This window comes from Klebsiella pasteurii (assembly GCF_018139045.1).
GTDB classification, from domain to species: domain Bacteria; phylum Pseudomonadota; class Gammaproteobacteria; order Enterobacterales; family Enterobacteriaceae; genus Klebsiella; species Klebsiella grimontii.
Genome location: NZ_CP073236.1, coordinates 391,099 through 413,628 on the forward strand (window position 1 = coordinate 391,099; position 22,530 = coordinate 413,628).

A 22,530-nucleotide genomic window follows, 5' to 3' on the forward strand; every position below is an offset into this window, starting at 1 on the left:
TGGAAACGGGCGCCGTCCGATCGGGGACGCCGCAGAATGCCGCTGCAGTATGGTTTTGCTAAATCAATAAACGGTCGGGATAGTGTTAAGAAACGGTCAAGGTGAACAGATGTTGTCCAGAAGAGTGCTGATAATTGAAGATGACGCCGACGCGGCCGGCGTGCTTGAGGCCTATTTACGCCGGGAAAACTATGACGTGGCGGTGACCATGGACGGACTCTCCGGGCTGGATATGGCGCAGCGCTGGAAGCCTGACCTGATCTTGCTGGATGTGATGCTGCCCGGGCTAAACGGAACCGAGGTGTTGGCCAGCTTGCGGCGAAAAAGCGATGTGCCGGTGATTATGGTGACCGCAATGGGAGACATGCCCGATCGTATTGGCGCGCTGCGCTACGGCGCCGACGATTATGTGGTCAAGCCCTACCACCCTGGCGAAGTGGTGGCGCGCGTTCAGGCCGTGCTCCGGCGTAGTCGCAAAGACGACGCCCGGGAAGACATTCTGCGTTGGCAGGGGCTGGAGGTCGATGTCGCGGCCATTGTCGCGACCGTCAGTCGCTCGGGGGAACCTGCGTCTATTCTCGACCTGACTCCGACCGAGTTTTCGCTTCTGGCCACGCTGATGCGCGCCCCCGTTCGCCCCTTTTCGCGACAATATCTGCTGGAGCGCTGCCTTCCCGAGAGCGAAGCGCTGGAGCGCGTGGTGGATACGCATATTTATAACCTGCGTAAAAAACTGGAGGCCGCGGGAGTATCCGGCGCGTTGGTCAACGTTCGCGGCGTGGGTTACAGGTTCAGACAACCATGATCAAGACCCGACACTCTTCTCTCTGGCGCTGGATTTGCGGGCGTATTCTGGCGCTGGCTATCGGCAGCGTGATTGTTATCGCCACCTGTATGTGGCTGCGCTTTGCCGTGCAGAACTACTGGATCATGCACAAAATGCCGCCCGCCTTGCGCGAGGAATTTGTCGCGCTCAGCCGCAATCCCGAGGCCAACCCGGCGCGTTTTCATCAGATTGTCGATACCTGGTGGGGATTGAGTTATTCCACTCCCTCTATCGCCTCGGCGGACTGGGTGACCGTAGCGGTGTTGGTGCTGGTCATGATCCCCTTCATTGTTGTTATGGGGCTGCGCTACGCCCGTCCGCTATCGCTGCAGTTCAGCCGTCTTCGTGATGCGGCGAAGGATGTGACCGGAGGGCAATTTGGCCGCCAGGCGGAGCTGATTGAGGACGCGCCGGCGGAAATGATCCGCTTTGCCGCCGACTTTAACAAAATGACCGGCCAGCTGGCCCGCTACGATAAAGAACTCCGCGCCTCGCATGTGGCGATGGCGCATGAGCTTCGCTCCCCGCTGACGGCGGCGATTGGCCGTCTGCAGGGCATGCTGGATGGCGTTTTTGATACCCAGCCGCAGCAGCTGGAGATGGTGATGAAACAGCTCCAGCATCTGAATCGGCTGACGGATGAGCTGCATCTCCTTTCCCTCGCGGATGCCGGCAATCTGGTATTGGATGACCAGCCATTCTCTCTGGATGAGCTCCTTCAGGAGCGAGCCGCATGGTTAACGCCGCAGGCGGACGCTCAGCGCGTCACGATCGCCATTCAGCCTTCGCCGTCATGCCCCTTTCGCGGCGACGCCTTCCGCATGGGGCAGGTCTTTACCATCGTGATGGAAAATGCCGTTCGCTATGGGCGCAAGGGGGGCCATCTCGCCATTAAACTGCGCCGCGAAGAGGGGGCTTACCTCATCGATTTTGTTGATGACGGGCCCGGCGTGGCGCGGCATTTTTTACCGGAAATGTTCCAGCGCTTCACCCGCGAGGAGGCGTCCCGCGCCAGACATTCCGGCGGCAGCGGCCTGGGATTATCCATTGCGCGCGCTATCTGCGCGGCGCACGGGGGGCGCATTAGCGCGTCGTTACCGGCGAGCGGCGGTCTGCTGATTCGCGTTCATCTGCCGTACGATCCCGGCGTGGAAGAAAAGAGCCCGTCTTGATAATCCCTTGACAGAACGTCGAGCCATTCTCGATTAATGTGTCATGTAATGGCGCCATTTCCCGAACGGAGTGGCGTTATGTTATATGAGTTAGTTCTTTCCCTTCGTCAGTGCGTGTACGCTTTGCTCGGCGCCGAGCGGTCGCTACCCTGGTTTGCGCTGTTGCCGCCGATCGTACTGGCCCTGATGATCGTACCGCTGGTGGGCTGTGGCGATAAAAGCGGCGATAAGCCGGCTCCCGCCCGCCCGGTGCGCTACGTGGTCATCGGCTCCCCGGCAACGCTTCCCTCTCTGGAAAGAACCGGCGAGATCCATGCGCACGATGAGACGGCCCTGAGCTTCCGTACGGCGGGCAGGATGATGACGCGCGCGGTGGATATTGGCGATCGGGTCAATTACGGGCAACTGCTGGCCACGCTTGACGATACCAGCGCACAAAACCAGCTGGATAGCGCGACGGCTGACGAAGAGAGCGCCAGAGCGACCGCCCGGGTAGCCGCGCTGAACGTTAGCCGGATGCAAAAACTCATCGCGACAGGGGCAATCGCCCGCTCCCAGCTCGACAGCGCGCGGGCGGACTGGCTGGTCGCCAGCGCCCGGGTGAAGAGCAGCGAGGCCGCTTTGCGCAACGCCAGGGAAAGCCTTGGCTGGACTCGGCTGACCTCTCCGGGCGAGGGGATCATTACGGCGGTCAGCGCCTCTCCCGGTCAGGTCGTCAACGCCGGTGAGACGGTGGTGACGCTGGCGGCCGGGCAGGCGCGCGACGTGGTGTTTGATATCCCGGATCCCGCTAAGATTGAGGCGCAAAAGGCGGAGGAATTTCAGGTTGCTTTGCTCAGCGATGCCGGAGTGAACGCTTTCGCCATTTTGCGTGATATTAGCCCACAGGCCGATCCCCAGACCCGGACATGGCGCGTCAGGGCTACTCTCAAGAAACCGCCCGCTGCGATGGCGCTGGGCTCCAGCGTCACGGTAAGGCTACCGGCATCAGGCTCGGCGGGTTACGCGGTACCGGCTTCGGCGCTGAGCCGTTGCGGAGAAAAACCGGCCGTCTTTGTGATTTCCCCGCAGATGCAGGCGCAGCTGCGCGTTGTCGTTCCCGCTAGCTACACGGCTTCTTTCGTTATCATCGCCTCAGGCCTTATGCCCGGCGACCGGGTTATTACCGCTGGCGTGAGTAAACTTCGTCCGGGGGAAAAAGTCGTCGCCGGAGAGAAGCAGCCGTGAAAATAGCGTCGTCAAAATATACCTTTAACCTCTCCGCCTGGGCGCTGGAAAATCCGCAAATGGTCAGCTTTTTTATGCTGCTGATTATAGTTATCGGTTCGCTCAGCTATACGCTGCTGCCGCGTAATGAAGATCCGGCGTTCACTATCAAAACGGCGGTGGTATCCGCACAGTGGCCGGGCGCATCGGTAACGGATACGACCCATCTGGTGACGGATGTGCTGGAAAAAAAATTGCAGGAAACGCCCTGGCTCGATTATATCGAAAGTGAAACCCGGGCCGGACAAACGGTTATCTATATTAATCTCCGCGATGACACGCCAGCGCAAAAAGTCCCGGCGATCTGGTATCAGATCCGCAAAAAAATGCAGGATATCGCGCCATCGCTGCCCGAAGGCGCGCAGGGGCCGAGCGTGAACGATGAGTTTGACGACACGTACGGCACGATTTATGGCTTTGTTCCTGACGGATATACCCTTCAGGAGGTGCGCCAGCAGGTGGAGACGATCCGCCGTGAACTGATGTCCGTGCCGGATATCGGCAAAACGGTTCTGCTTGGCGAACAGCAGGAGCAGATTGCGATCGCTTTTTCACCCGCCCGACTGGCCGGTATGGGGCTCAGCATTCAGCAGGTTACGGATGCTCTGCGGGCCCAGAATGCGGTAGTTCCGGCCGGCGTTCTGCGCACCGGGCAGGAGAAGATGACGATAAAAGTCAGCGGGGCGCTCAGGAGCGAAGAGAGCTTACGCGCCGTCACCCTGCGCATTAACGATCGCTATCTTCCCCTGACCGACATTGCCACCATCGAGAGAAGAGCGGCCGAACCGCCTTCTGCGGCGTTTCGCGTTAACGGGCGTCCTGCCATTGGACTGGCGATTTCCATGGCGCCAACGGGAAATATGCTGCGCTTTGGCGCGACGTTGAACAACAGAATGAGCGCCATCGGCGCCGGGCTGCCGCACGGTATCGAGATGGTGAAAGTGGCTGACCAGTCGGCGGTGGTCAGCGGCGCGGTAAGCGGGTTTGTCCGGGTGCTGGTGGAAGCCGTGCTGATTGTGCTGGCGGTTTCTTTTGTCTCCCTGGGATTAAGGGCCGGGCTGGTGGTGGCCGCGGCGATCCCGCTGGTGCTGGCGATGACCTTTGCCGGAATGATGCTGGCAGGCATCGGCCTGCAGCGAATCTCTCTCGGGGCCCTGATTATTGCGCTTGGGCTGCTGGTGGATGATGCCATGATCGCCGTGGAAACCATGGTATCCCGGCTGGAGGCCGGGGATACGCGACGGCTGGCGGCGACCTATGCTTTCAAAACCACGGCATTTCCAATGCTGACCGGTACGCTGGTTATGATTGCCGGGTTTATTCCCGTCGGTTTTGCCTCATCCAGCGCTGGCGAATACTGCTTTTCGCTGTTTGCCGTGGTACTGATGGCGCTGCTGAGTTCATGGATCGTGGCGATTCTGTTCTCTCCTTTGACCGGAGCATGGCTGCTGCCGGAAAAGTTTAAACATCATGCCGCGGGCCCGGGCCGAATGGCGCGGGGATATGGACGACTTCTGCGAACGGCGCTGCGCCACCGGCTCGCCACCCTGGGAATTGCGCTGGCCGCGCTAGGGGTATCGGTGTATGGCACAACGTTTATGCAGGGGGAGTTTTTCCCTTCATCCGATCGTCCGGAGCTGCTGGTCAGCCTGACGCTGCCGGCCAATGCTTCGCAGTCTGCCACGGAGAAACAAACGGAAAGGCTGGAACGGGCGCTTGCCGGGAATCGCAATATTGATCATTACTCGACCTATGTGGGTTCGGGCGCTATACGCTTTTACTTACCGATGGATGTTCTGCTGGATAATGAAAATACGGCGCAGTTGGTGGTGGTGGCGAAGGATCTTGCCGCCCGGGACCGCCTGCGGGAACAGTTAAATACGCTGCTGGCGACGCAATTCAGCGATCTGACTTCGCGCGTTTCGCCGCTGGAGCTGGGGCCGCCGGTGGGCTGGCCGATCAAATACCGGATCAGCGGTCCGGATTATCTCAAGGTCAGAGAGTATGCCGGGCGTCTGGCCGAGGCGATAGGGCGCTCGCCGTTAACCCGGGAGGTGAATCAGACCGCGGGCGAGCCGGAGAGAACCCTCGTTCTGCAGGTGAACCAGACTGCTGCGCGGGCGGCGGGGGTGTCGTCGCAGAGTCTGGCGCAGACGCTTAATACTGTCTGGTCCGGCACGACGGTGACGTCGATAAGGGATGACGATCGGCTGATTGACGTGGTGCTGCGGGCGAATGATAGCGAGCGGTTGAATCTTGCTACCCTGTCATCGCTGACGGTGGAGGGGCGCGATGGACAAAAAATTCCCCTTGGCGCGGTAGCCACGCCGGACTGGGGAGTGGACGATCCGGTACTCTGGCGTCGGCAAAGGTTGCCGTTCATCACCGTACAAACCGACCTCGCGCCGGGGATGCGGGCAGAAGGCGTATCGGACGGTTTGCGCCCGACGGTGGATAAACTGCGCGCGGGTCTACCCATCGGTTACAGCATTGTAGAAGGCGGGGTGGTCGCGGAGTCCGAAAAAGGCAATAGCTCGGTTTTTGATATTTTACCCGTCACCCTCGGGGTGATGCTGTTACTGCTGATGCTCCAGCTACGGCGCTATTCTCGTATGCTGCTGGCTCTGTTAATGGCCCCGTTCGGCTTACCGGGGATCGTCATGGCCATGCTGCCGAGCGATACGCCAATGGGATTTGTGGCTCTGCTCGGCGCGATCGCGCTGGCGGGGATGATTATCCGCAATGCCGTGATACTTATCAGTGAGGTCGATAATAATCTGGCTCAGGGTATGGAAAGCGAGGCCGCCATTATTGCCGCCGCAGAGCACCGGGCCAGGCCAATATTTCTGACCGCCTGCGCCGCGATCCTGGGCATGATCCCCATCTCTCACCAGGTCTTCTGGGGGCCGATGGCGTATGCCATCATTGGCGGGCTCATCGTCGCCACGCTCGTCACGTTAACCGTGCTTCCGGCGTCTTTTAGCATGTTGCTGGAGATGGGGAGATACTGGAAAAGGCGTCACGCCGCTTGATAAAACAGGTTGCCCCCGGTGGAGTGCAACAGGCGAAAAAAAGCCCGTACTTGCGTACGAGCTCTTCTTTGAATATGGCGGTGAGGGGGGGATTGACTCGCTGCGCTCGCCGTTACTCGGCCCATCCCTGGGCCTCGCCCCTTCGGGGTCAGCGCAGGCGCTGTTCAAAATTGCTCCCGGCAATTTTGTCGGGGCAGATTCCTCGCAGGCTCGTCATCTGTCCAACTGGCTGTCGCCAGTTGTCGAACCCCGGTCGGGGCTTCTCATCCCCCCCCGGGGGAGTGCAACAGGCGAAAAAAAAGCCCGTACTTGCGTACGAGCTCTTCTTTGAATATGGCGGTGAGGGGGGGATTCGAACCCCCGATACGTTGCCGTATACACACTTTCCAGGCGTGCTCCTTCAGCCACTCGGACACCTCACCATATTGTTTTGCTGCTCACCTTGGGTGGGCAACGGGGCGCTACTATAGGGAGTTGTGCTAAAACGGTCAAGCAGTATTTATTCTTTTGCTATCGTTCGGTTAAGCAATGAACACTGCCCCGCCGTAGTGCGGCGAGGCAGGCATTTTAACGCTGTGAATCAAGCTGTTCGTTGTTCTTGACCACGTCCTGAGCTTTGGCGTAGCTCTCGATCAGCAGCTGGTATGCCGGGAAGACTTTGGTATACACCTCGGCCCACTCAGCGGCATCCGGTCGATTCCAGGTGCGCTGCAGTTCAGAAGCAACCGCCGCGGTATCCATTGGCACGACGCCAGCCTGGACGACGCGGGCGAGTGTGATTTCCTGCGCCATCTTGCTATAGGTACCGGAAGCATCAATGACGGCAAAAACCTTATAGCCATCGGCGACGGCGGCAATGGACGGGAACGCCATGCAGACGCTGGTAATGGTACCGGCGATAATCAGCGTTTTACGCCCGGTCGCTTTTACCGCGGCAACAAATTCCGGGTTATCCCACGCGTTAATCTCTCCTTTACGCGCAATATATTGCGCATGCGGCGCATTTTCATGGATCTCAGGGATCAGCGGGCCATTCGGGCCCTGCGGCACTGACGCCGTGGTGATCACTGGAATGCCGGCTAACGAGGCCATCTTCGCCAGCGCGGCGGCGCGCGCCCGTAGCTCCGGCATCGGCATATCGCCCACGGTCTGGAACAGACCGCTCTGGTGGTCGATCAGCAGCATGGTGGTATCATTGACATCAATAACCGGACGAGAACCATTAAAGTTAGCTGGGGTAGACATATTCTTCACCTCATTCAGTATCAGATTTGGCCGAAGTGGCCGCTATTAAAATCACGAACCGCTTCTGCGATTTGCGCTTTGGTATTCATCACAAACGGGCCGTAGCCCACGATCGGCTCCTGCAGCGGCTCGCCGGCCATCAGCAGTACTTTTGCGTTGGTACTGGCCGCGAGGTGGAGCGCTTCTCCTTTCTGGCTGAGCACAACCAGCTGTCCCTCGTGGGCGTTGCCCTCGCCGTTCACGACAATCTCACCTTCCAGGACGACCAGCGCCGTACTCCAGCCAGCAGGCTGATGCAGGGTGATCTCCTGACTCTGGTTAAGCTGAAGATCCCATACGTTCAGCGGAGAAAACGTGTGGGCGGGGCCAACCGTATCCTCGTAGCGCCCGGCAATAACCCGTATGCGGCCGGCATTGTTCGGCAGGTCAACGTCAGGAATCACATCAGCCGTAATGCTCTGGTATCCCGGATGCGTCATTTTGTCTTTAGCCGGAAGGTTGACCCAGAGCTGGATCATCTTCAGCTCGCCGCCGGTACGGGTGAACGCCGCGGAGTGGAACTCTTCGTGCAGGATCCCGGCGCCCGCGGTCATCCACTGCACATCACCCGGCCCAATAACGCCGCCTCTACCGGTTGAGTCACGATGTTCAACTTCGCCGGAATAGACCACGGTGACGGTTTCAAATCCGCGATGCGGATGTTCGCCGACGCCGCGTTTCTCCGTTCCCGCCGGGAAGTGATGCGGTCCTGCATAGTCAAGCAGCAGGAAGGGGCTTAGCTGTTCGCCGTGTGTCTGATAAGAGAACATTGAGCGAACCGGGAAACCGTCGCCTACCCAGTGCTGTGAAGGCGCAGTGTAGATACCTGTAATTTGTTTCATGGCAGTCTCCTGAATGTCTGTTTCTGATGTGAATAAGCATATATTCGCCACTAATAGTCCGCTAGATAGCAAAAACGACCTATACTGTTCTAAAAATGGAACGATGGAGGAAGGATGCAGGATCTTAATGATTTAGCCTGGTTTGTGCAGGTGGTCGATCACGGTGGATTTGCTGCGGCGGGAAGGGCGATCGATCAACCCAAATCAAAATTGAGCCGTCGAATCGCCCAGTTAGAAGAACGCCTTGGCGTACGTTTGATTCAACGTACAACCCGCCAATTTGCGGTAACGGAAGTTGGGCTTACTTTTTATCAACACTGCAAGGCGATGCTGATCGAGGCGGAAGCGGCAGAACAGGCGGTGGAAACCCTGCGTTCCGAACCGCGCGGCAGCGTGAAGCTGACCTGTCCGGTAACGTTATTGCATGCGCATATTGGGCCGATGCTGGCACGGTTTATGGTGCGCTACCCGGGCGTCAATCTTCAACTGGAAGCCACCAATCGGCGAGTGGATGTCGTTGGCGAGGGCGTCGACGTGGCGATTCGCGTGCGCCCAAGACCGATAGAAGACAGCGACCTGGTGATGCGTGTCCTGGCCGATCGCGGGCACCGTCTGGTCGCCAGTCCCGGGTTGGTTGAGCGGCAAGGGCAGCCGCGGGTTCCATCAGAATTAAGCGATTGGCCGGGGTTGAGCCTGGGCGCAGGTAAACATCAGCATAAGTGGCAGTTGACCGGTCCAGAGGGCGCAAGGGCGGAGATCTATTTCACTCCCCGATTGGTGACCACGGATATGCTGGCGCTTCGTGAAGCGGCCATTGCCGGCGTTGGGGTGGTACAGCTTCCTTTATTAATGGTGCGCGATCAGTTGGCCGCCGGAGAGCTGGTGGTTGTCCTTGATGAGTGGCAACCGCGCAGGGAGGTGATCCATGCGGTGTTTGCCTCGCGCCGCGGGCTGCTGCCCTCGGTCAGGGCGCTGGTTGATTTCCTGAGCGAAGAGTATCAGCGGATGGAGGAGGATTAGCATTTGCCGCTATCCCGGCGGCGCTGCGCTATCGGAGAGAGTCTGAAGCCGCGGGATGGCGACTGTTCCCGGAGGCGGCGCGATGCGCCTGTCCGGGCTACCGGGCGGAGTGCAACAGGCGAAAAAAAAGCCCGTACTTGCGTACGAGCTCTTCTTCGAAGATGGCGGTGAGGGGGGCAGATTCCTCGCAGGCTCGTCATCTGTCCAACTGGCTGTCGCCAGTTGTCGAACCCCGGTCGGGGCTTCTCCTCCCCCCGGCAGGTGCTATATGCGAAAAAAAAGCCCGTACTTGCGTACGAGCTCTTCTTTGAGTATGGCGGTGAGGGGGGGATTCGAACCCCCGATACGTTGCCGTATACACACTTTCCAGGCGTGCTCCTTCAGCCACTCGGACACCTCACCATATTGTCTTTCCCGTTGTTGCCGGGAACGGGCGCTAATTTAGGGAAATACGTATCTCCCGTCAATCAACTTTTTAAAAAAATCGACCGTTTAGCCAAACTTCAAGCAACTTGCTCTCTAAATGCGCGAGAATCGATTTTTTTGTCGCCATTCCCTTTTTCACACGCTCGCCTGACGAAATTTGCTATGCTGGCAAACCAATAGAAAACAACGAGTAAAACGCGACGCTAGCCTAACCTGCCGATAGCGTCAGCTGTCAGGAGCCCTTATGGATATCATCTTTTACCACCCGACGTTCGATACCCCTTTCTGGATTGCGGAGCTGGAAAAACAGCTCCCCGGCTCGCGAGTCCGCGAGTGGAAATCCGGTGATAATCAACCCGCTGACTATGCGCTGGTCTGGCATCCGCCGGTTGAAATGCTGCAAGGCCGCAAACTTAAAGCCGTCTTTGCCCTTGGCGCCGGCGTTGATTCAATTCTAAGCAAACTGCGGGAAAACCCGGAAATGCTGCCTCTGTCGACGCCGCTGTTCCGTCTGGAAGACACCGGCATGGGTCTGCAGATGCAAGAGTATGCGGTGAGCCAGGTGCTGCACTGGTTCCGTCGTTTTGATGACTATCAGGCCTTAAAGCAGGAGGCGCGATGGCAGCCGCTGGAGGAGTATCAGCGTGAGGACTTCGCCATCGGCATTATGGGGGCGGGGGTACTGGGCGCGAAAGTGGCAGAAAGCCTGCAACGCTGGGGTTTTCCGCTACGCGTCTGGAGCCGTAGCCGCAAATCCTGGCCTCAGGTAACGAGCTTTGCGGGGGAAGCAGAGCTGGAAGACTTCCTGAGCGGTACACGAGTGCTGATTAACCTGCTGCCCAACACGGCGGAAACCGTTGGCATTATTAATAGCGCGCGCCTGGCGCAGCTGCCGGATAACAGCTATGTGCTGAATCTCGCTCGCGGGGTTCATGTGGTGGAAGAGGATCTGCTGGCCGCGCTGGATAGCGGCAAGTTAAAAGGGGCGATGCTGGATGTGTTCAGCCGCGAACCGCTGCCGGAAGGGAGCCCGCTTTGGCGGCACCCGCGAGTGGCGATGACGCCGCATATTGCTGCCGTCACCCGGCCTCTGGAAGCCATCGCTTATATCGCTAAAACCATCGGTCAGTTAGAACGGGGCGAAACGGTCAGCGGGCAGGTCGATCGCCAACTGGGATACTAAGCGATAGCCCCGCCTGAGCGGGGTTTTTGCTGATCATGGGCGCAGATTCCTGCTATTCTTGCCACAAACAGAGAAGGAGATTGTGATGTATCCTGTTGACCTGCACATGCATACCGTCGCCAGCACCCACGCTTACAGCACCCTGCACGATTATATCGCGCAAGCAAAGCGCAAGGGGATCAAACTCTTTGCCATTACCGACCACGGGCCCGATATGGCCGATGCGCCGCACTACTGGCATTTTATTAATATGCGTATCTGGCCGCGGCTGGTGGATGGCGTTGGCATCCTGCGAGGTATCGAAGCCAATATCAAAAATACCCAGGGCGAAATCGACTGTACCGGCCCGATGCTGAACTCGCTGGACCTGATTATCGCTGGCTTTCATGAGCCGGTATTCCCTCCTCAGGATAAAGCGACGCATACCGAAGCGATGATCGCCACGATAGCGAGCGGCGCGGTGCATATCATCAGCCATCCGGGTAACCCTAAATTTCCCGTGGATATCCCTGCCATTGCCGCCGCCGCGGCGAAGCACCATGTGGCGTTGGAAATCAATAACTCCTCTTTTGTCTCGTCGCGTATCGGCAGCGAAGATAACTGCCGTGCCGTTGCGGCGGCCGTACGCGATGCCGGTGGCTGGGTGGCGCTGGGCTCGGATTCCCATACGGCATTTACGCTCGGTGAATTTAGCGAATGCCGAAAAATTCTTGATGCCGTCGGTTTTCCGGAAGACCGAATTCTTAACGTAACGCCCCGGCGTCTGCTTAATTTTCTTGAATCGCGCGGCATGCCTGCGATTCCTGAGCTGGCTGAACTTTAATTTGAATAACTGGAATAAATGAATGAACGAGTTTTCAATCCTCTGCCGCGTGCTGGGCTCTCTCTATTATCGTCAGCCGCAGGACCCGCTGCTGGTTCCGCTCTTTACCCTTATCCGCGAAGGGAAGCTGGCGGCGAGCTGGCCGCTGGAACAGGATGAACTGCTGGAGCGCCTGCAAAAAAGCTGTGATATGCAGTCGCTGGCCGCCGAATACAACGTGCTGTTTGTCGGTGAAGAGTGCCGCGTGGCGCCTTACCGTAGCGCATGGGTAGACGGCGCGACGGAAGCTGAAGTCCGTGGTTTCCTCGCCGCGCATGGCGTACCTACGGGGGAGGGGGCGGCGGATCATTTCGGCTCCTTACTGCTGGCCGCTTCCTGGCTGGAAGATCACGCGGCGGAAGATGAAAGCGAAGTTCTGGAAACCCTGTTCGCGGAATATATCCTGCCCTGGTGCGGTGAGTTCCTGGGCAAAGTTGAAGCGCATGCCACCACGCCGTTCTGGCGCACGATGGCCCCGCTGACTCGCGAAGCGGTCTCCGCCATGTGGGATGAGCTGCAGGAAGAAAACGAACAATAATTTGTGATTAAAATCACACTTTAAATGCAATGAAATATTTTTGATTTCATTTAGTGTGCTCTGAGTCGCGTTTGACGGGTGCGTTTCTGCTATGATACGCGCCATGAACATACTCTTCGCAATCGCATTAACGACAGGCATTCTCTCCGGTATCTGGGGATGGGTGGCTGTCGCACTGGGTCTGCTGAGCTGGGCGGGGTTCCTTGGCTGTACGGCTTACTTTGCCTGTCCGCAAGGTGGGTTAAAAGGGCTGTTTATTTCAACCTGTACGGTCATGAGCGGCGTTGTGTGGGCGCTGGTAATTATTCACGGCAGCGCGCTGGCGCCGCAGCTGGAAATTGTCAGCTATATTATGACCGGCATCGTGGCGTTTTTGATGTGCATTCAGGCGCGTCAGCTGATGCTCTCTTTTGTGCCGGGAACTTTTATCGGCGCGTGCGCGACGTTTGCCGGCAGCGGCGACTGGCGTTTGGTTGTGCCTTCACTCGCGCTGGGTCTGGTATTTGGCTACGCCATGAAAAATAGCGGCCTGTGGCTGGCGACCCGGGCTGAGAAAAATAAATCTCTTGCTAACCAAAGCAGCTAATCGCTTTTAATTTATCCCCGTCTCCATCACAAAAGGGCCCGCCGGGCTCTTTTGCTTTTTTGCTGCCTGTTTACCCCATCATTAATATTCCCTGTATTCTATTTTTCCTTATATATCTGAGACTTTAACTGTACCGACAGTCAGTGAATCGATTTTGTTAGCATATTTAAATAAATGATATTTTTTGTTTTCAAATTGTTAATATAATTAACTTGAAGTAAAAAAATATAACTCGATGCACTCATGGATGGCTGGTGCTTTTCAGTAGCTATACCGATATGCAGAGGAGTTTTATAATGAAAACAATCATATATGCACCACTTGCCGCGCTGTTTATTTTACCTTCTTTTGTTAACCCTGTGCTCGCAGAACAGACCGTGGCTGGCGTCATCCATTTTTACGGGCGGGTGGTGGAAGCACCCTGCCAGCTCAATACGATAAAAGACCAGATTATTATGGATTGCCCGAGGGCGGATGCGATTAAAATTTCTGCTCAACAGCTTGAGAAAGGGAATATACACAACGAAAATATTCGCTCTGCGCAATTAAGATATATTAATCCGCAACGGACCCTCGCTATTCTGGATGTTGATTATCGGTAACCCTCTGCCCCCAGGCTTTCGTCCCGGGGGCTATCGTGCCATATTATCCTCGTGTATTCATTTGAAGACCTATGCCGACAGGAGGAGAAATGGCTGTTCAACCTGAGGTTGTTCTCGGCGATATTACAAAGCTCGCGGTGGACGTTATCGTCAATGCGGCAAACCCGTCGCTGCTTGGCGGTGGTGGCGTGGACGGCGCGATTCACCGCGCGGCAGGGCCAGAACTGCTTGCTGCCTGTAAAGTGGTGCGGCAACAGCAGGGAGAGTGTCCGCCAGGTCATGCGGTGATTACGGCGGCAGGAAATTTGCCCGCCAGCGCGGTTATTCACGCCGTTGGACCCATCTGGCACGGCGGTGACAGGCAGGAGGCGGAGTTACTGGCTGACGCCTATAAAAATAGCCTGCTGCTGGCTTCGGCAAACAATTATCGTTCTATTGCATTTCCTGCTATCAGCACCGGCGTTTATGGTTACCCTAAAGAGGCCGCCGCGGAGATAGCCGTACGTACGGTGAATGCTTTCCTCACTCGCTATAACCCGCTGGAACGCGTGTGTTTCGTATGCTTTGATGCCGAAACCGCCGGCATCTATACGCGATTACTTGAGGCAAGTCGCGCGCAACTCGGCCATCAGAATAAGATATGATAGTTTCCTGCGCAGGCCTGGAATTATCATAACGGGAGAGGTATCGGTGGCTGAAGGGAAGGTTCTACAAAAGCAACGGCTTCGGCGGATGGAAATCGTAGCCGCGGCACAGAAATGCTTTGCGGAAAAGGGCCTGCACGGCGCCTCCGTAGCGGATATTGCGCATCAGGCTGGCCTTAGCGTAGGTCAGCTATATCGCATTTTCGCCAGCAAAGAAGAGATCGTTGAAGTCATCGTCAGTGAGATCGTGAATGCCAGAGTGGGCGAAATCGTTGCCGGGAATCATGATTTAGCCCGCATGGCTTCAGTATTAGCCGGCGCGACACTCGTGACCGGGTCTACGAAAAACGATAATTATCTGCTGATGGAAATTAACGCCGAGGCATCCCGAAATCCACGCCTGCGCGAAATCATGAACCAGGCCGATCGCCGCCTGAAAGAGGAGGGCGGGCGGCTAACCCGGCACTATCACCCTGAGATGACCGAGGCGCAAATTAGCGTCGCCTGCGAATTTATCGCGATATTAACCGAAGGGGCTGCCTATCGTTGCGACTTTGCGACGACCCCGACGGTAGATAAAGCAGCAATGGAAAACCTGTACCGCGATGTTTTTCAACTGCTGTTTGCACAAAAATAGCGCTGCTATGTACGTTCCACACAGCAGCTTGCTGTTTCAACTGGCGGATATTTGCGGCTTAGCCGTCTTTTGCTGGAATTTTCCGGAGAAAAGGAAGCGCAACAGCGGTATCCGCAGATGGATTTCATATAGCACCAGAGCAATCCCGACCACAAAAACCAGCCCGGTCATAAACCCAAGGGTATTCGATTTAATGACCGGCGCTATCCACGCCCCGTAGAGAAGGGTCAGCGGGTGGTGCACCAGGTAGATAAATAGCGATGCATTAACGAAATAGGTCACCCGCGCTGACTGGAAATTCAACAAGCGGTGGCCAAGCGAAAAGACCACGTTGACCATCCATAGCCCCAGCACCATGGTAATCACGTACTCCGTCTCATACATCCAGCCGTCGCCAGAGCCGTACTGCTGATTCAGCCGATAGGCGATAAACCCGAGTAAAGCCGCCGCAAAGCACCATGGCGATGGGGTTGTAAACATCGTCTTCAGGCGCGCGTTAATAAACGTCTGGGCGCCGAGGATAAAGAAAGGCAGATAGAATAGCGTCTGCATCACGATGAAGTTGAACAGGCCATTGCTAAGAATGGGCGGGTAGAGGATAAAAATGGTGCGGCGAATGACCGCATACAGCACGCCCAGCGCGAGAAAAATCATCGACAGTTGGCCTAATGTGACGGTGTCACCAAAGGTTGGTGCCGCGGCAGAACGCGGGCGCGTCAGCCATTTAAACATCACTACGCCCAGCGACGTCAGAACCACCAGCACTAACAAAAACCATAAGTGGGAAATCAGCTCCCAGGCGAGGGTGTTGAATTTGTCATAGCCGGAAAGCGTGTGCCAGTTATCCGCCTTACCGTTGACGTACTGCAGCATAATAAACTGCGGTAGGGTCAGGAGGGGGATCGCGGTTAACATGGGGATGCCGACGCGCTCAACGCGGACTTTCCACCATTTCTTCAGCGGATAGCGCAGAAAAAGCATGTAGGAAAAATAGCCGGAAATCACAAAGAAGACCTGCATGCGAAAGGCATGAATGAAGTCGTTAAACAACGTCAGCCACCATGAAGGCTCGGCGCTGTTAACATGCCAGCTGTGACTGGAGTAAATGAGCGAAATGTGAAAAGGGATACCCAATAGCATCAGCCATGCGCGGATGCTATCGAAAAAATATTCACGCTGTACCGGAGTATTATTCATACAATATCACTACATTCTCAGACAATTCGTCTTATCACTCAACGTGATAACGTTTAAATTCACTGCAACCCTACATGAACTATGGTTAACTGTCTCCAGGATAAGCACGCAAAGTGCAATCGGGGCAGTGAACTGTGTATTCCCTGTGCCGCCATGCCGAACAATGCAGGGATTATGTTGTCGGAATGCCTGAGTTTCCATTAAAATAGATCGGATCGATTTAAGCACACAAAGGGGGAAGTGCTTACTTATATGAAACATAAACCACAGATGATGAAAATGCGTTGGTTAAGCGCAGCCGTAATGTTGTCCCTGTGTACTTCATCTGCATGGGCTTTCAGCATTGATGACGTCGCAAAAGAGGCACAAACGTTAGCCAGCAAAGGCTTTGAAGCGCCTAAAAGTAACCTGCCCTCTGCCTTCCGCGACATGAAATATGCGGACTATCAGCAAATTCAGTTTAATCACGATAAAGCTTATTGGAATAATCTGAAAAGCCCGTTCAAACTCGAGTTTTATCACCAGGGAATGTATTTCGATACGCCGGTCACCATTAATGAAGTGACGGCAACCAGCGTGCGCAAAATTAAATACAGCCCGGACTATTTTAATTTTGGCAACGTGCAGCACGATAAAGACACGGTTAAAGACCTCGGCTTTGCGGGCTTCAAGGTGCTGTATCCGATCAACAGCAAAGACAAGAACGATGAGATCGTCAGCATGCTCGGAGCCAGCTACTTCCGCGTGCTCGGCCAGGGTCAGGTATACGGTCTTTCTGCCCGTGGGCTTGCGATCGATACCGCGCTGCCGTCTGGAGAAGAGTTCCCGCGTTTTCGTGAATTCTGGATTGAGCGTCCTAAAGCCACCGATAAACGTCTGACGATTTATGCGCTGCTTGATTCCCCGCGCGCAACCGGCGCCTATCGTTTTGTGATCATGCCCGGTCGCGATACCGTGGTGGACGTGCAGTCTAAGGTCTATCTGCGTGACAAAGTCGGTAAGCTGGGCGTGGCTCCGCTGACCAGTATGTTCCTGTTCGGGCCGCATCAGCCGTCTCCGACTACCAACTATCGTCCGTCGCTGCATGATTCAAATGGGCTTTCGATCCTTGCCGGCAACGGCGAATGGATCTGGCGTCCGCTGAATAATCCGAAGCACCTCGCCGTCAGCAGCTACGCAATGGAGAACCCGCAGGGGTTTGGCCTGCTACAGCGCGGCCGCCAGTTCTCGCGTTTTGAAGATCTTGATGACCGCTACGATCTGCGCCCAAGCGCGTGGATTACGCCGAAAGGTGATTGGGGTAAAGGGAAAATCGAACTGGTCGAAATCCCGACCAACGATGAAACCAACGATAACATCGTGACCTACTGGACGCCGGATCAACTGCCGGAACCCGGCAAAGAGATGAACTTCAAATACACCATCACTTTCAGCCGCGACGAAGACAAGCTGCATGCGCCGGATAACGCCTACGTGATGCAGACCCGCCGCTCTACCGGCGATGTCAAGCAATCGAACCTGATCCGCCAGCCTGATGGCACCATTGCCTTCATTGTTGATTTCACCGGCGCCGAGATGAAAAAGCTGCCCGCAGATACCCCGGTAACCGCGCAGGCAAGCATCGGTGATAACGCTGAAATCGTCGAAAATACCGTGCGCTACAACCCGGTAACTAAGGGTTGGCGTATGATCCTACGCGTCAAAGTGAAAGATCCTAAGAAAACCACGGATATGCGCGCTGCGCTGGTCAATACCGACCAGACGCTGAGCGAAACCTGGAGCTATCAGCTGCCTGCCAATGAATAAGATAACGAAGTACATCGACGCATTGCCGCTGTCGGATGCAGAAAAACGCGCGTTACCTGACGTAAGTCTGCAGGCCGTACATGAAGCACTGGACGCTGAACATCACGTTTTTAAACGCGAAGATGACGCCCCGCTGGGGTCGGTAAAATCGCGGCTGGAGCATAGCTGGCCTGATTCGCTGGCCGGTAACCAGCTGGTTAAGGATGACGAAGGGCGCACTCAGTTGAACGCCATGCCGAAAGCAAAACGTTCCTCTATGTTTCCGGACCCCTGGCGTACCAACCCGGTCGGCCGTTTCTGGGATCGGCTGCGCGGACGCGACGTGACTCCGCGCTATCTTTCTCGCCTGAGCAAAGAAGAGCAGGAGAGCGAGCAGAAATGGCGTACCGTCGGCTCTATCCGCCGCTATATTCTTCTGCTGCTGACGCTGGCGCAGACCGTTGTGGCGACCTGGTACATGAAAACCATTTTGCCCTACCAGGGCTGGGCGCTGATTAACCCGGCCGATATGGTGGGGCAGAATCTATGGGTTTCCTTTATGCAGCTGCTGCCATATGTGTTGCAGTCGGGGATCCTGATTCTGTTCGCCGTGCTTTTTTGCTGGGTTTCCGCTGGATTCTGGACCGCGCTGATGGGCTTCCTGCAGCTGCTGATCGGGCGCGACAAGTACAGTATCTCAGCCTCGACCGTTGGGAATGAGCCGTTGAACCCGGAGCATCGCACGGCGCTGATTATGCCGATCTGCAACGAAGACGTTGACCGCGTGTTCGCGGGCCTGCGTGCGACCTGGGAGTCGGTAAAGGCCAGCGGCAACGCCGAGCACTTTGATGTCTATATCCTGAGCGATAGCTACAACCCGGACATCTGTGTGGCGGAGCAAAAAGCGTGGATGGAGCTCATTGCTGAAGTTCAGGGCGAAGGGCAGATCTTCTATCGCCGCCGCCGCCGCCGCGTGAAGCGCAAAAGCGGTAACATTGATGACTTCTGTCGTCGTTGGGGGAGCCAGTATAGCTATATGGTGGTGCTGGATGCCGACTCCGTGATGAGCGGTGAGTGCCTGAGTGGCCTGGTGCGCCTGATGGAAGCGAACCCGAATGCCGGCATCATCCAGTCATCGCCGCGCGCGTCGGGCATGGATACGCTTTATGCGCGCTGTCAGCAGTTTGCCACCCGCGTCTACGGCCCGCTGTTTACCGCCGGTCTGCATTTCTGGCAACTGGGCGAGTCGCACTACTGGGGACACAACGCCATTATCCGGGTGAAACCGTTTATTGAGCACTGTGCTCTCGCGCCGCTGCCGGGTGAGGGTAACTTCGCAGGTTCCATTCTGTCGCATGACTTCGTGGAAGCGGCATTGATGCGTCGCGCCGGATGGGGGGTATGGATTGCTTACGATCTCCCAGGCTCTTATGAAGAGCTTCCGCCGAACCTGCTTGACGAGCTGAAGCGCGATCGCCGCTGGTGTCAGGGTAACCTGATGAACTTCCGCCTGTTCCTGGTCAAAGGGATGCACCCGGTTCACCGAGCGGTATTCCTGACCGGCGTGATGTCATACCTGTCGGCGCCGCTGTGGTTCATGTTCCTTGCGCTCTCTACTGCGCTGCAGGTTGTGCATGCGTTGACCGAGCCGCAGTACTTTTTGCAACCGCGTCAGCTGTTCCCGGTCTGGCCGCAGTGGCGCCCGGAGCTGGCTATCGCCCTGTTTGCTTCAACCATGGTGCTGCTGTTCCTGCCGAAGCTGCTGAGTATTATTCTGGTGTGGTGTAAAGGGCCGAAAGAGTACGGCGGCTTTATCCGTGTGACCCTTTCTCTGCTGCTGGAGGTGCTCTTTTCGGTGCTGCTGGCGCCGGTACGCATGCTGTTCCACACCGTGTTTGTGGTTAGCGCGTTCCTCGGCTGGGAAGTGGTGTGGAACTCGCCGCAGCGTGATGACGACTCTACGCCGTGGGGCGAAGCGTTTATGCGTCACGGCTCGCAGATGCTGTTGGGGCTAGTTTGGGCGGTGGGTATGGCGTGGCTGGATCTGCGTTTCCTGTTCTGGCTGGCGCCGATCGTGGTCTCGCTGATTCTGTCGCCGTTCGTGTCGGCCATTTCCAGCCGCGCTACCATTGGCCTGCGCACCAAGCGCTGGAAGCTATTCCTGATTCCGGAAGAATATTCGCCGCCGCAGGTGCTTAAAGATACCGATGCTTACCTGACGCTTAACCGTCAGCGTTCTCTGGAAGATGGTTTTATGCATGCGGTATTTAACCCATCATTTAACGCGCTGGCAACGGCGATGGCTACCGCGCGTCACCGTCACGGGCATATTCTGGATATTGCTCGCGAGCGCCATGTTGAACAGGCGCTCAACGAGACGCCGGATAAGCTCAACCGCGACCGTCGTCTGGTATTGCTAAGCGATCCGGTCACGATGTCTCGCATGCACTATCGCGTGTGGGCCGCGCCGGAGAAATACTCTTCGTGGGTGGGTGCCTATCAGCAGCTGACGCTGAACCCGCTGGCGTTAAAAACGAAGTAAGCCGTAGGTAAAGGAAAATACCGGCAATGGTGCCGGTATTTTTTTATCTGAGAATCGAGGTTGTTGATGAGAGTTTTACTGGTTATCGCAATGACGCTGCTTATCAGCGGCTGCGGTAGTATTATCAGTCGCACAGTGCCTGGGCAGGGGCATGGAAACCAGTACTATCCCGGCGTTCAGTGGGATGTCCGCGATTCCTCATGGCGCTATATCACCATTCTCGATCTGCCCTTTTCACTGGTATTTGATACGCTACTGCTGCCGCTTGATGGCAGTCATGGCCCCTATAACTAATTAGCGTTCATCCCATTCATCGGCTGCGGCCTGGCCCTCTTCGGTATCGAGAGAGGGTTCAAGCTGAAATTCGCCTTCATCCCATTCGTGCAGCGTGTTTTCTTCCAGCCACTCCTGGCGAAGCTCAATCTCATCATAATCGCCGTCAAAGACGCTTTGCGCTGCCTGACCGCTAAGAACAGGCAGGCATTCACCCTGTTCATCCTCGTCGGCAAAAAATTCTGCCTGCCAGGCAATGTCGCCGTCCTGGAGTACGTATTTCTGAATATTTAATTGCTCGATGCTGGCGTTCTCTTCGTCGCTATCGGGATTATTAGCCAGAAACTCCTCACGGGCTGCATCGATTGCTTCTTCAAGCGTGGCATAGAACATCGAATCCTTTGGCATGGCTAACCTCCTAAGATGAATAGAAATGAACACGATTCAATCTATAGAATGCGGTTGGCGATGCGTCAAGGATGGGGCATTAATTTACCGAATGCGTGCCGGAACCCGGATTGTTGGTTGCCCGAGGGCGGCGAGAGCGGCCGAGAGTCAGGGTCGAGTAGACCGCGTTGAACAAGACCACACCGGCGGTGACTAAAAAGACCGCCCGGAAGCCGTAGTTGGCGGAAACTGACGCGCCGATAAGCGGTCCCGTAACGTTGCCGATATCGCGGAACGACTGGTTATAGCTGAAGATTCTGCCCGAGATTTGGCTGGTGGAGTTATACACCAACAGGGTTTGTACGGCGGGCAGTAGCGCGCCGTCGGCAGCGCCTAACAGGAAGCGCAGGATCCCCAGCTGCAGCGGCGTCTGAACGAACGACATCGGTATCAGAAGCAAGACGGAGATCACCAGCGCGACGATCAGGATCTTCTCCGGGCCGATGCGGTCTCCGAGTTTCCCGAGACGAGGCGCGCTAAGCAGAGCGGCAATACCTGGGACTGAAGCAATCATGCCGCTGATGAACGCAATATCACTCACATTGCCTGCAAGATCTCGCACGTATAGCGTCAGAATCGGAGCAATCGAGCCGGTTGCAACCTGGATAATCAACGAAGTGACAAACAGGCTCAGCACCAGCTTCGGATTTTTAAGCGACGAGAAAACGTCTTTCGCGCTGAGCATCTCTGTTTTACTGACCGCGACAAAATTCTCGCGGATGAGAAAAAGGGTAAATAAGAAACAAATAAACAGGACGCTTGCGGTCATAAAGAAGACGGTACGCAATCCCCAGTGATCGGCAAGGAAGCCGCCAGCCAGCGGCCCTAGCAGCGCGCCGCTGACGGCCCCTGTAGACAACGTCCCCAGCGCCCAGCCGCTCTTATGGCGGGGGATCTGCGTCGCTATCAGGGCATTGGCGTTGGGAATAAATCCCCCGAGCAGGCCTAACAGCGCGCGCAGGATCAGAAATTGCCAGATATTCTGCGCCAGGCCCATCAGCAGCATGACGATTGCCATACCGAGGGCTGAGCGCAGCAGCATGATTTTACGCCCTTTACGATCGGCAAGGCCGCCCCAGAAGGGGGAGGCGACGGCTGAAAATAAAAAAGTGACGCTAAAAACCAGACCTGACCACATATTGAGGGCGCTATGACCGGTTACGCCCAGTTGTTCGACGTAAAGGGGGAGAAACGGCATCACCAGGCTAAAAGCGGCGCCGGTTAAAAAACAGCCGAGCCAGGTGACGGTAAGATTGCGTTTCCAGTTAATGGGGGTATCAGCAGACGGCATAGGATTCCACTGGCCTGCAGCGCAGGTCAAATAATTGAAAATATGAGCACGCTAATTATGCGCCTGAGAAATGAT

20 protein-coding genes and 2 tRNA genes are annotated in these 22,530 nt (G+C 56.2%); 15 read left to right on the forward strand and 7 right to left on the reverse strand.

What is annotated here, in order from left to right:
* Nucleotides 1-109 precede the first annotated feature (109 nt).
* The 4 genes from KCG39_RS01725 to KCG39_RS01740 all read left to right on the forward strand — a co-directional run bounded on the left by KCG39_RS01725 (nucleotide 110) and on the right by KCG39_RS01740 (nucleotide 6,296).
* Nucleotides 110-805, forward strand: a complete 696-nt coding sequence (locus tag KCG39_RS01725; protein ID WP_004131317.1) for a response regulator — start codon at nucleotides 110-112, stop codon at nucleotides 803-805.
* Complete coding sequence (locus tag KCG39_RS01730) at nucleotides 802-1,998, forward strand: sensor histidine kinase (protein WP_004131319.1); 1,197 nt, start codon at nucleotides 802-804, stop codon at nucleotides 1,996-1,998. The genes KCG39_RS01725 and KCG39_RS01730 overlap by 4 nt, the downstream gene beginning before the upstream one ends.
* 78 nt (nucleotides 1,999-2,076) lie before the next feature.
* Nucleotides 2,077-3,225 carry an efflux RND transporter periplasmic adaptor subunit gene (locus tag KCG39_RS01735; RefSeq protein WP_049112835.1) on the forward strand — a complete coding sequence of 383 codons (1,149 nt, stop codon included), beginning with the start codon at nucleotides 2,077-2,079 and terminating at the stop codon, nucleotides 3,223-3,225.
* On the forward strand, nucleotides 3,222-6,296 hold the full coding sequence (locus KCG39_RS01740; RefSeq protein ID WP_142468715.1) for an efflux RND transporter permease subunit: 3,075 nt from the start codon (nucleotides 3,222-3,224) through the stop codon (nucleotides 6,294-6,296). Before KCG39_RS01735 ends, KCG39_RS01740 begins: the two co-directional genes overlap by 4 nt.
* 334 nt (nucleotides 6,297-6,630) lie before the next feature.
* Here KCG39_RS01740 and KCG39_RS01745 read toward each other — a convergent pair.
* The 3 genes from KCG39_RS01745 to KCG39_RS01755 all read right to left on the reverse strand — a co-directional run bounded on the left by KCG39_RS01745 (nucleotide 6,631) and on the right by KCG39_RS01755 (nucleotide 8,422).
* Nucleotides 6,631-6,718, reverse strand: a tRNA-Ser gene (locus KCG39_RS01745).
* A gap of 145 nt (nucleotides 6,719-6,863) precedes the next feature.
* Nucleotides 6,864-7,541: an isochorismatase family protein gene (locus KCG39_RS01750; RefSeq protein ID WP_004131326.1), complete on the reverse strand. Its 678-nt coding sequence runs from the start codon at nucleotides 7,539-7,541 to the stop codon at nucleotides 6,864-6,866.
* Nucleotides 7,542-7,561: 20 nt separating this feature from the next.
* Nucleotides 7,562-8,422: a pirin family protein gene (locus tag KCG39_RS01755; protein ID WP_142467729.1), complete on the reverse strand. Its 861-nt coding sequence runs from the start codon at nucleotides 8,420-8,422 to the stop codon at nucleotides 7,562-7,564.
* 114 nt (nucleotides 8,423-8,536) lie between these two features.
* On the opposite strand from KCG39_RS01755, the gene KCG39_RS01760 reads away from it, so the two are divergent.
* Nucleotides 8,537-9,442: a LysR family transcriptional regulator gene (locus tag KCG39_RS01760; RefSeq protein ID WP_004131328.1), complete on the forward strand. Its 906-nt coding sequence runs from the start codon at nucleotides 8,537-8,539 to the stop codon at nucleotides 9,440-9,442.
* Between the two features lie 314 nt (nucleotides 9,443-9,756).
* On the opposite strand, the gene KCG39_RS01765 is transcribed toward KCG39_RS01760, so the two are convergent.
* Nucleotides 9,757-9,844, reverse strand: a tRNA-Ser gene (locus tag KCG39_RS01765).
* Nucleotides 9,845-10,112: 268 nt separating this feature from the next.
* On the opposite strand from KCG39_RS01765, the gene ghrA reads away from it, so the two are divergent.
* From ghrA to KCG39_RS01800, 7 genes are all read left to right on the forward strand, one after another.
* Nucleotides 10,113-11,051 (forward strand): glyoxylate/hydroxypyruvate reductase GhrA, encoded by a 939-nt coding sequence (gene ghrA / locus KCG39_RS01770; protein WP_049113418.1) that lies wholly within the window; start codon nucleotides 10,113-10,115, stop codon nucleotides 11,049-11,051.
* Nucleotides 11,052-11,136: 85 nt separating this feature from the next.
* A complete protein-coding gene (locus KCG39_RS01775) occupies nucleotides 11,137-11,874 on the forward strand; it encodes a phosphatase (protein WP_004131330.1) in 738 nt (245 codons plus the stop codon).
* A 22-nt stretch (nucleotides 11,875-11,896) separates the two neighbouring features.
* A complete protein-coding gene (locus tag KCG39_RS01780; protein ID WP_004131331.1) occupies nucleotides 11,897-12,451 on the forward strand; it encodes a TorD/DmsD family molecular chaperone in 555 nt (184 codons plus the stop codon).
* Nucleotides 12,452-12,554: 103 nt separating this feature from the next.
* Nucleotides 12,555-13,037, forward strand: a complete 483-nt coding sequence (locus KCG39_RS01785) for a DUF1097 domain-containing protein (protein WP_087829316.1) — start codon at nucleotides 12,555-12,557, stop codon at nucleotides 13,035-13,037.
* 296 nt (nucleotides 13,038-13,333) lie between these two features.
* Nucleotides 13,334-13,639, forward strand: coding sequence for a type 1 fimbrial protein (locus tag KCG39_RS01790; RefSeq protein WP_004131333.1), 306 nt, complete (start codon nucleotides 13,334-13,336; stop codon nucleotides 13,637-13,639).
* Nucleotides 13,640-13,728: 89 nt separating this feature from the next.
* Nucleotides 13,729-14,283 carry an O-acetyl-ADP-ribose deacetylase gene (gene ymdB / locus KCG39_RS01795; RefSeq protein ID WP_049112578.1) on the forward strand — a complete coding sequence of 185 codons (555 nt, stop codon included), beginning with the start codon at nucleotides 13,729-13,731 and terminating at the stop codon, nucleotides 14,281-14,283.
* 46 nt (nucleotides 14,284-14,329) lie between these two features.
* Complete coding sequence (locus KCG39_RS01800) at nucleotides 14,330-14,920, forward strand: TetR/AcrR family transcriptional regulator (protein ID WP_004131336.1); 591 nt, start codon at nucleotides 14,330-14,332, stop codon at nucleotides 14,918-14,920.
* Nucleotides 14,921-14,956: 36 nt separating this feature from the next.
* Here the strand turns inward: KCG39_RS01800 and mdoC are convergent, their stop codons facing one another.
* Nucleotides 14,957-16,117, reverse strand: a complete 1,161-nt coding sequence (gene mdoC / locus KCG39_RS01805) for a glucans biosynthesis protein MdoC (RefSeq protein ID WP_004131338.1) — start codon at nucleotides 16,115-16,117, stop codon at nucleotides 14,957-14,959.
* Between the two features lie 252 nt (nucleotides 16,118-16,369).
* Here mdoC and mdoG point away from each other — a divergent pair, with 252 nt between their 5' ends.
* The 3 genes from mdoG to KCG39_RS01820 all read left to right on the forward strand — a co-directional run bounded on the left by mdoG (nucleotide 16,370) and on the right by KCG39_RS01820 (nucleotide 20,738).
* Entirely contained in the window at nucleotides 16,370-17,923 is a 1,554-nt protein-coding gene (gene mdoG, locus KCG39_RS01810; protein ID WP_004131340.1) for a glucans biosynthesis protein MdoG, read from the forward strand.
* On the forward strand, nucleotides 17,916-20,444 hold the full coding sequence (gene mdoH / locus KCG39_RS01815) for a glucans biosynthesis glucosyltransferase MdoH (RefSeq protein ID WP_004131342.1): 2,529 nt from the start codon (nucleotides 17,916-17,918) through the stop codon (nucleotides 20,442-20,444). The genes mdoG and mdoH overlap by 8 nt, the downstream gene beginning before the upstream one ends.
* A 66-nt stretch (nucleotides 20,445-20,510) precedes the next feature.
* A complete protein-coding gene (locus tag KCG39_RS01820) occupies nucleotides 20,511-20,738 on the forward strand; it encodes a YceK/YidQ family lipoprotein (protein ID WP_142467727.1) in 228 nt (75 codons plus the stop codon).
* On the opposite strand, the gene KCG39_RS01825 is transcribed toward KCG39_RS01820, so the two are convergent.
* The gene (locus tag KCG39_RS01825) at nucleotides 20,739-21,125 is read right to left on the reverse strand and encodes a MysB family protein (protein WP_004131347.1); all 387 of its coding nucleotides are present in this window, start codon (nucleotides 21,123-21,125) and stop codon (nucleotides 20,739-20,741) included. It abuts the gene before it with no gap.
* A gap of 79 nt (nucleotides 21,126-21,204) precedes the next feature.
* Entirely contained in the window at nucleotides 21,205-22,455 is a 1,251-nt protein-coding gene (gene mdtG / locus KCG39_RS01830) for a multidrug efflux MFS transporter MdtG (protein WP_004131349.1), read from the reverse strand.
* Nucleotides 22,456-22,530 lie beyond the last annotated feature (75 nt).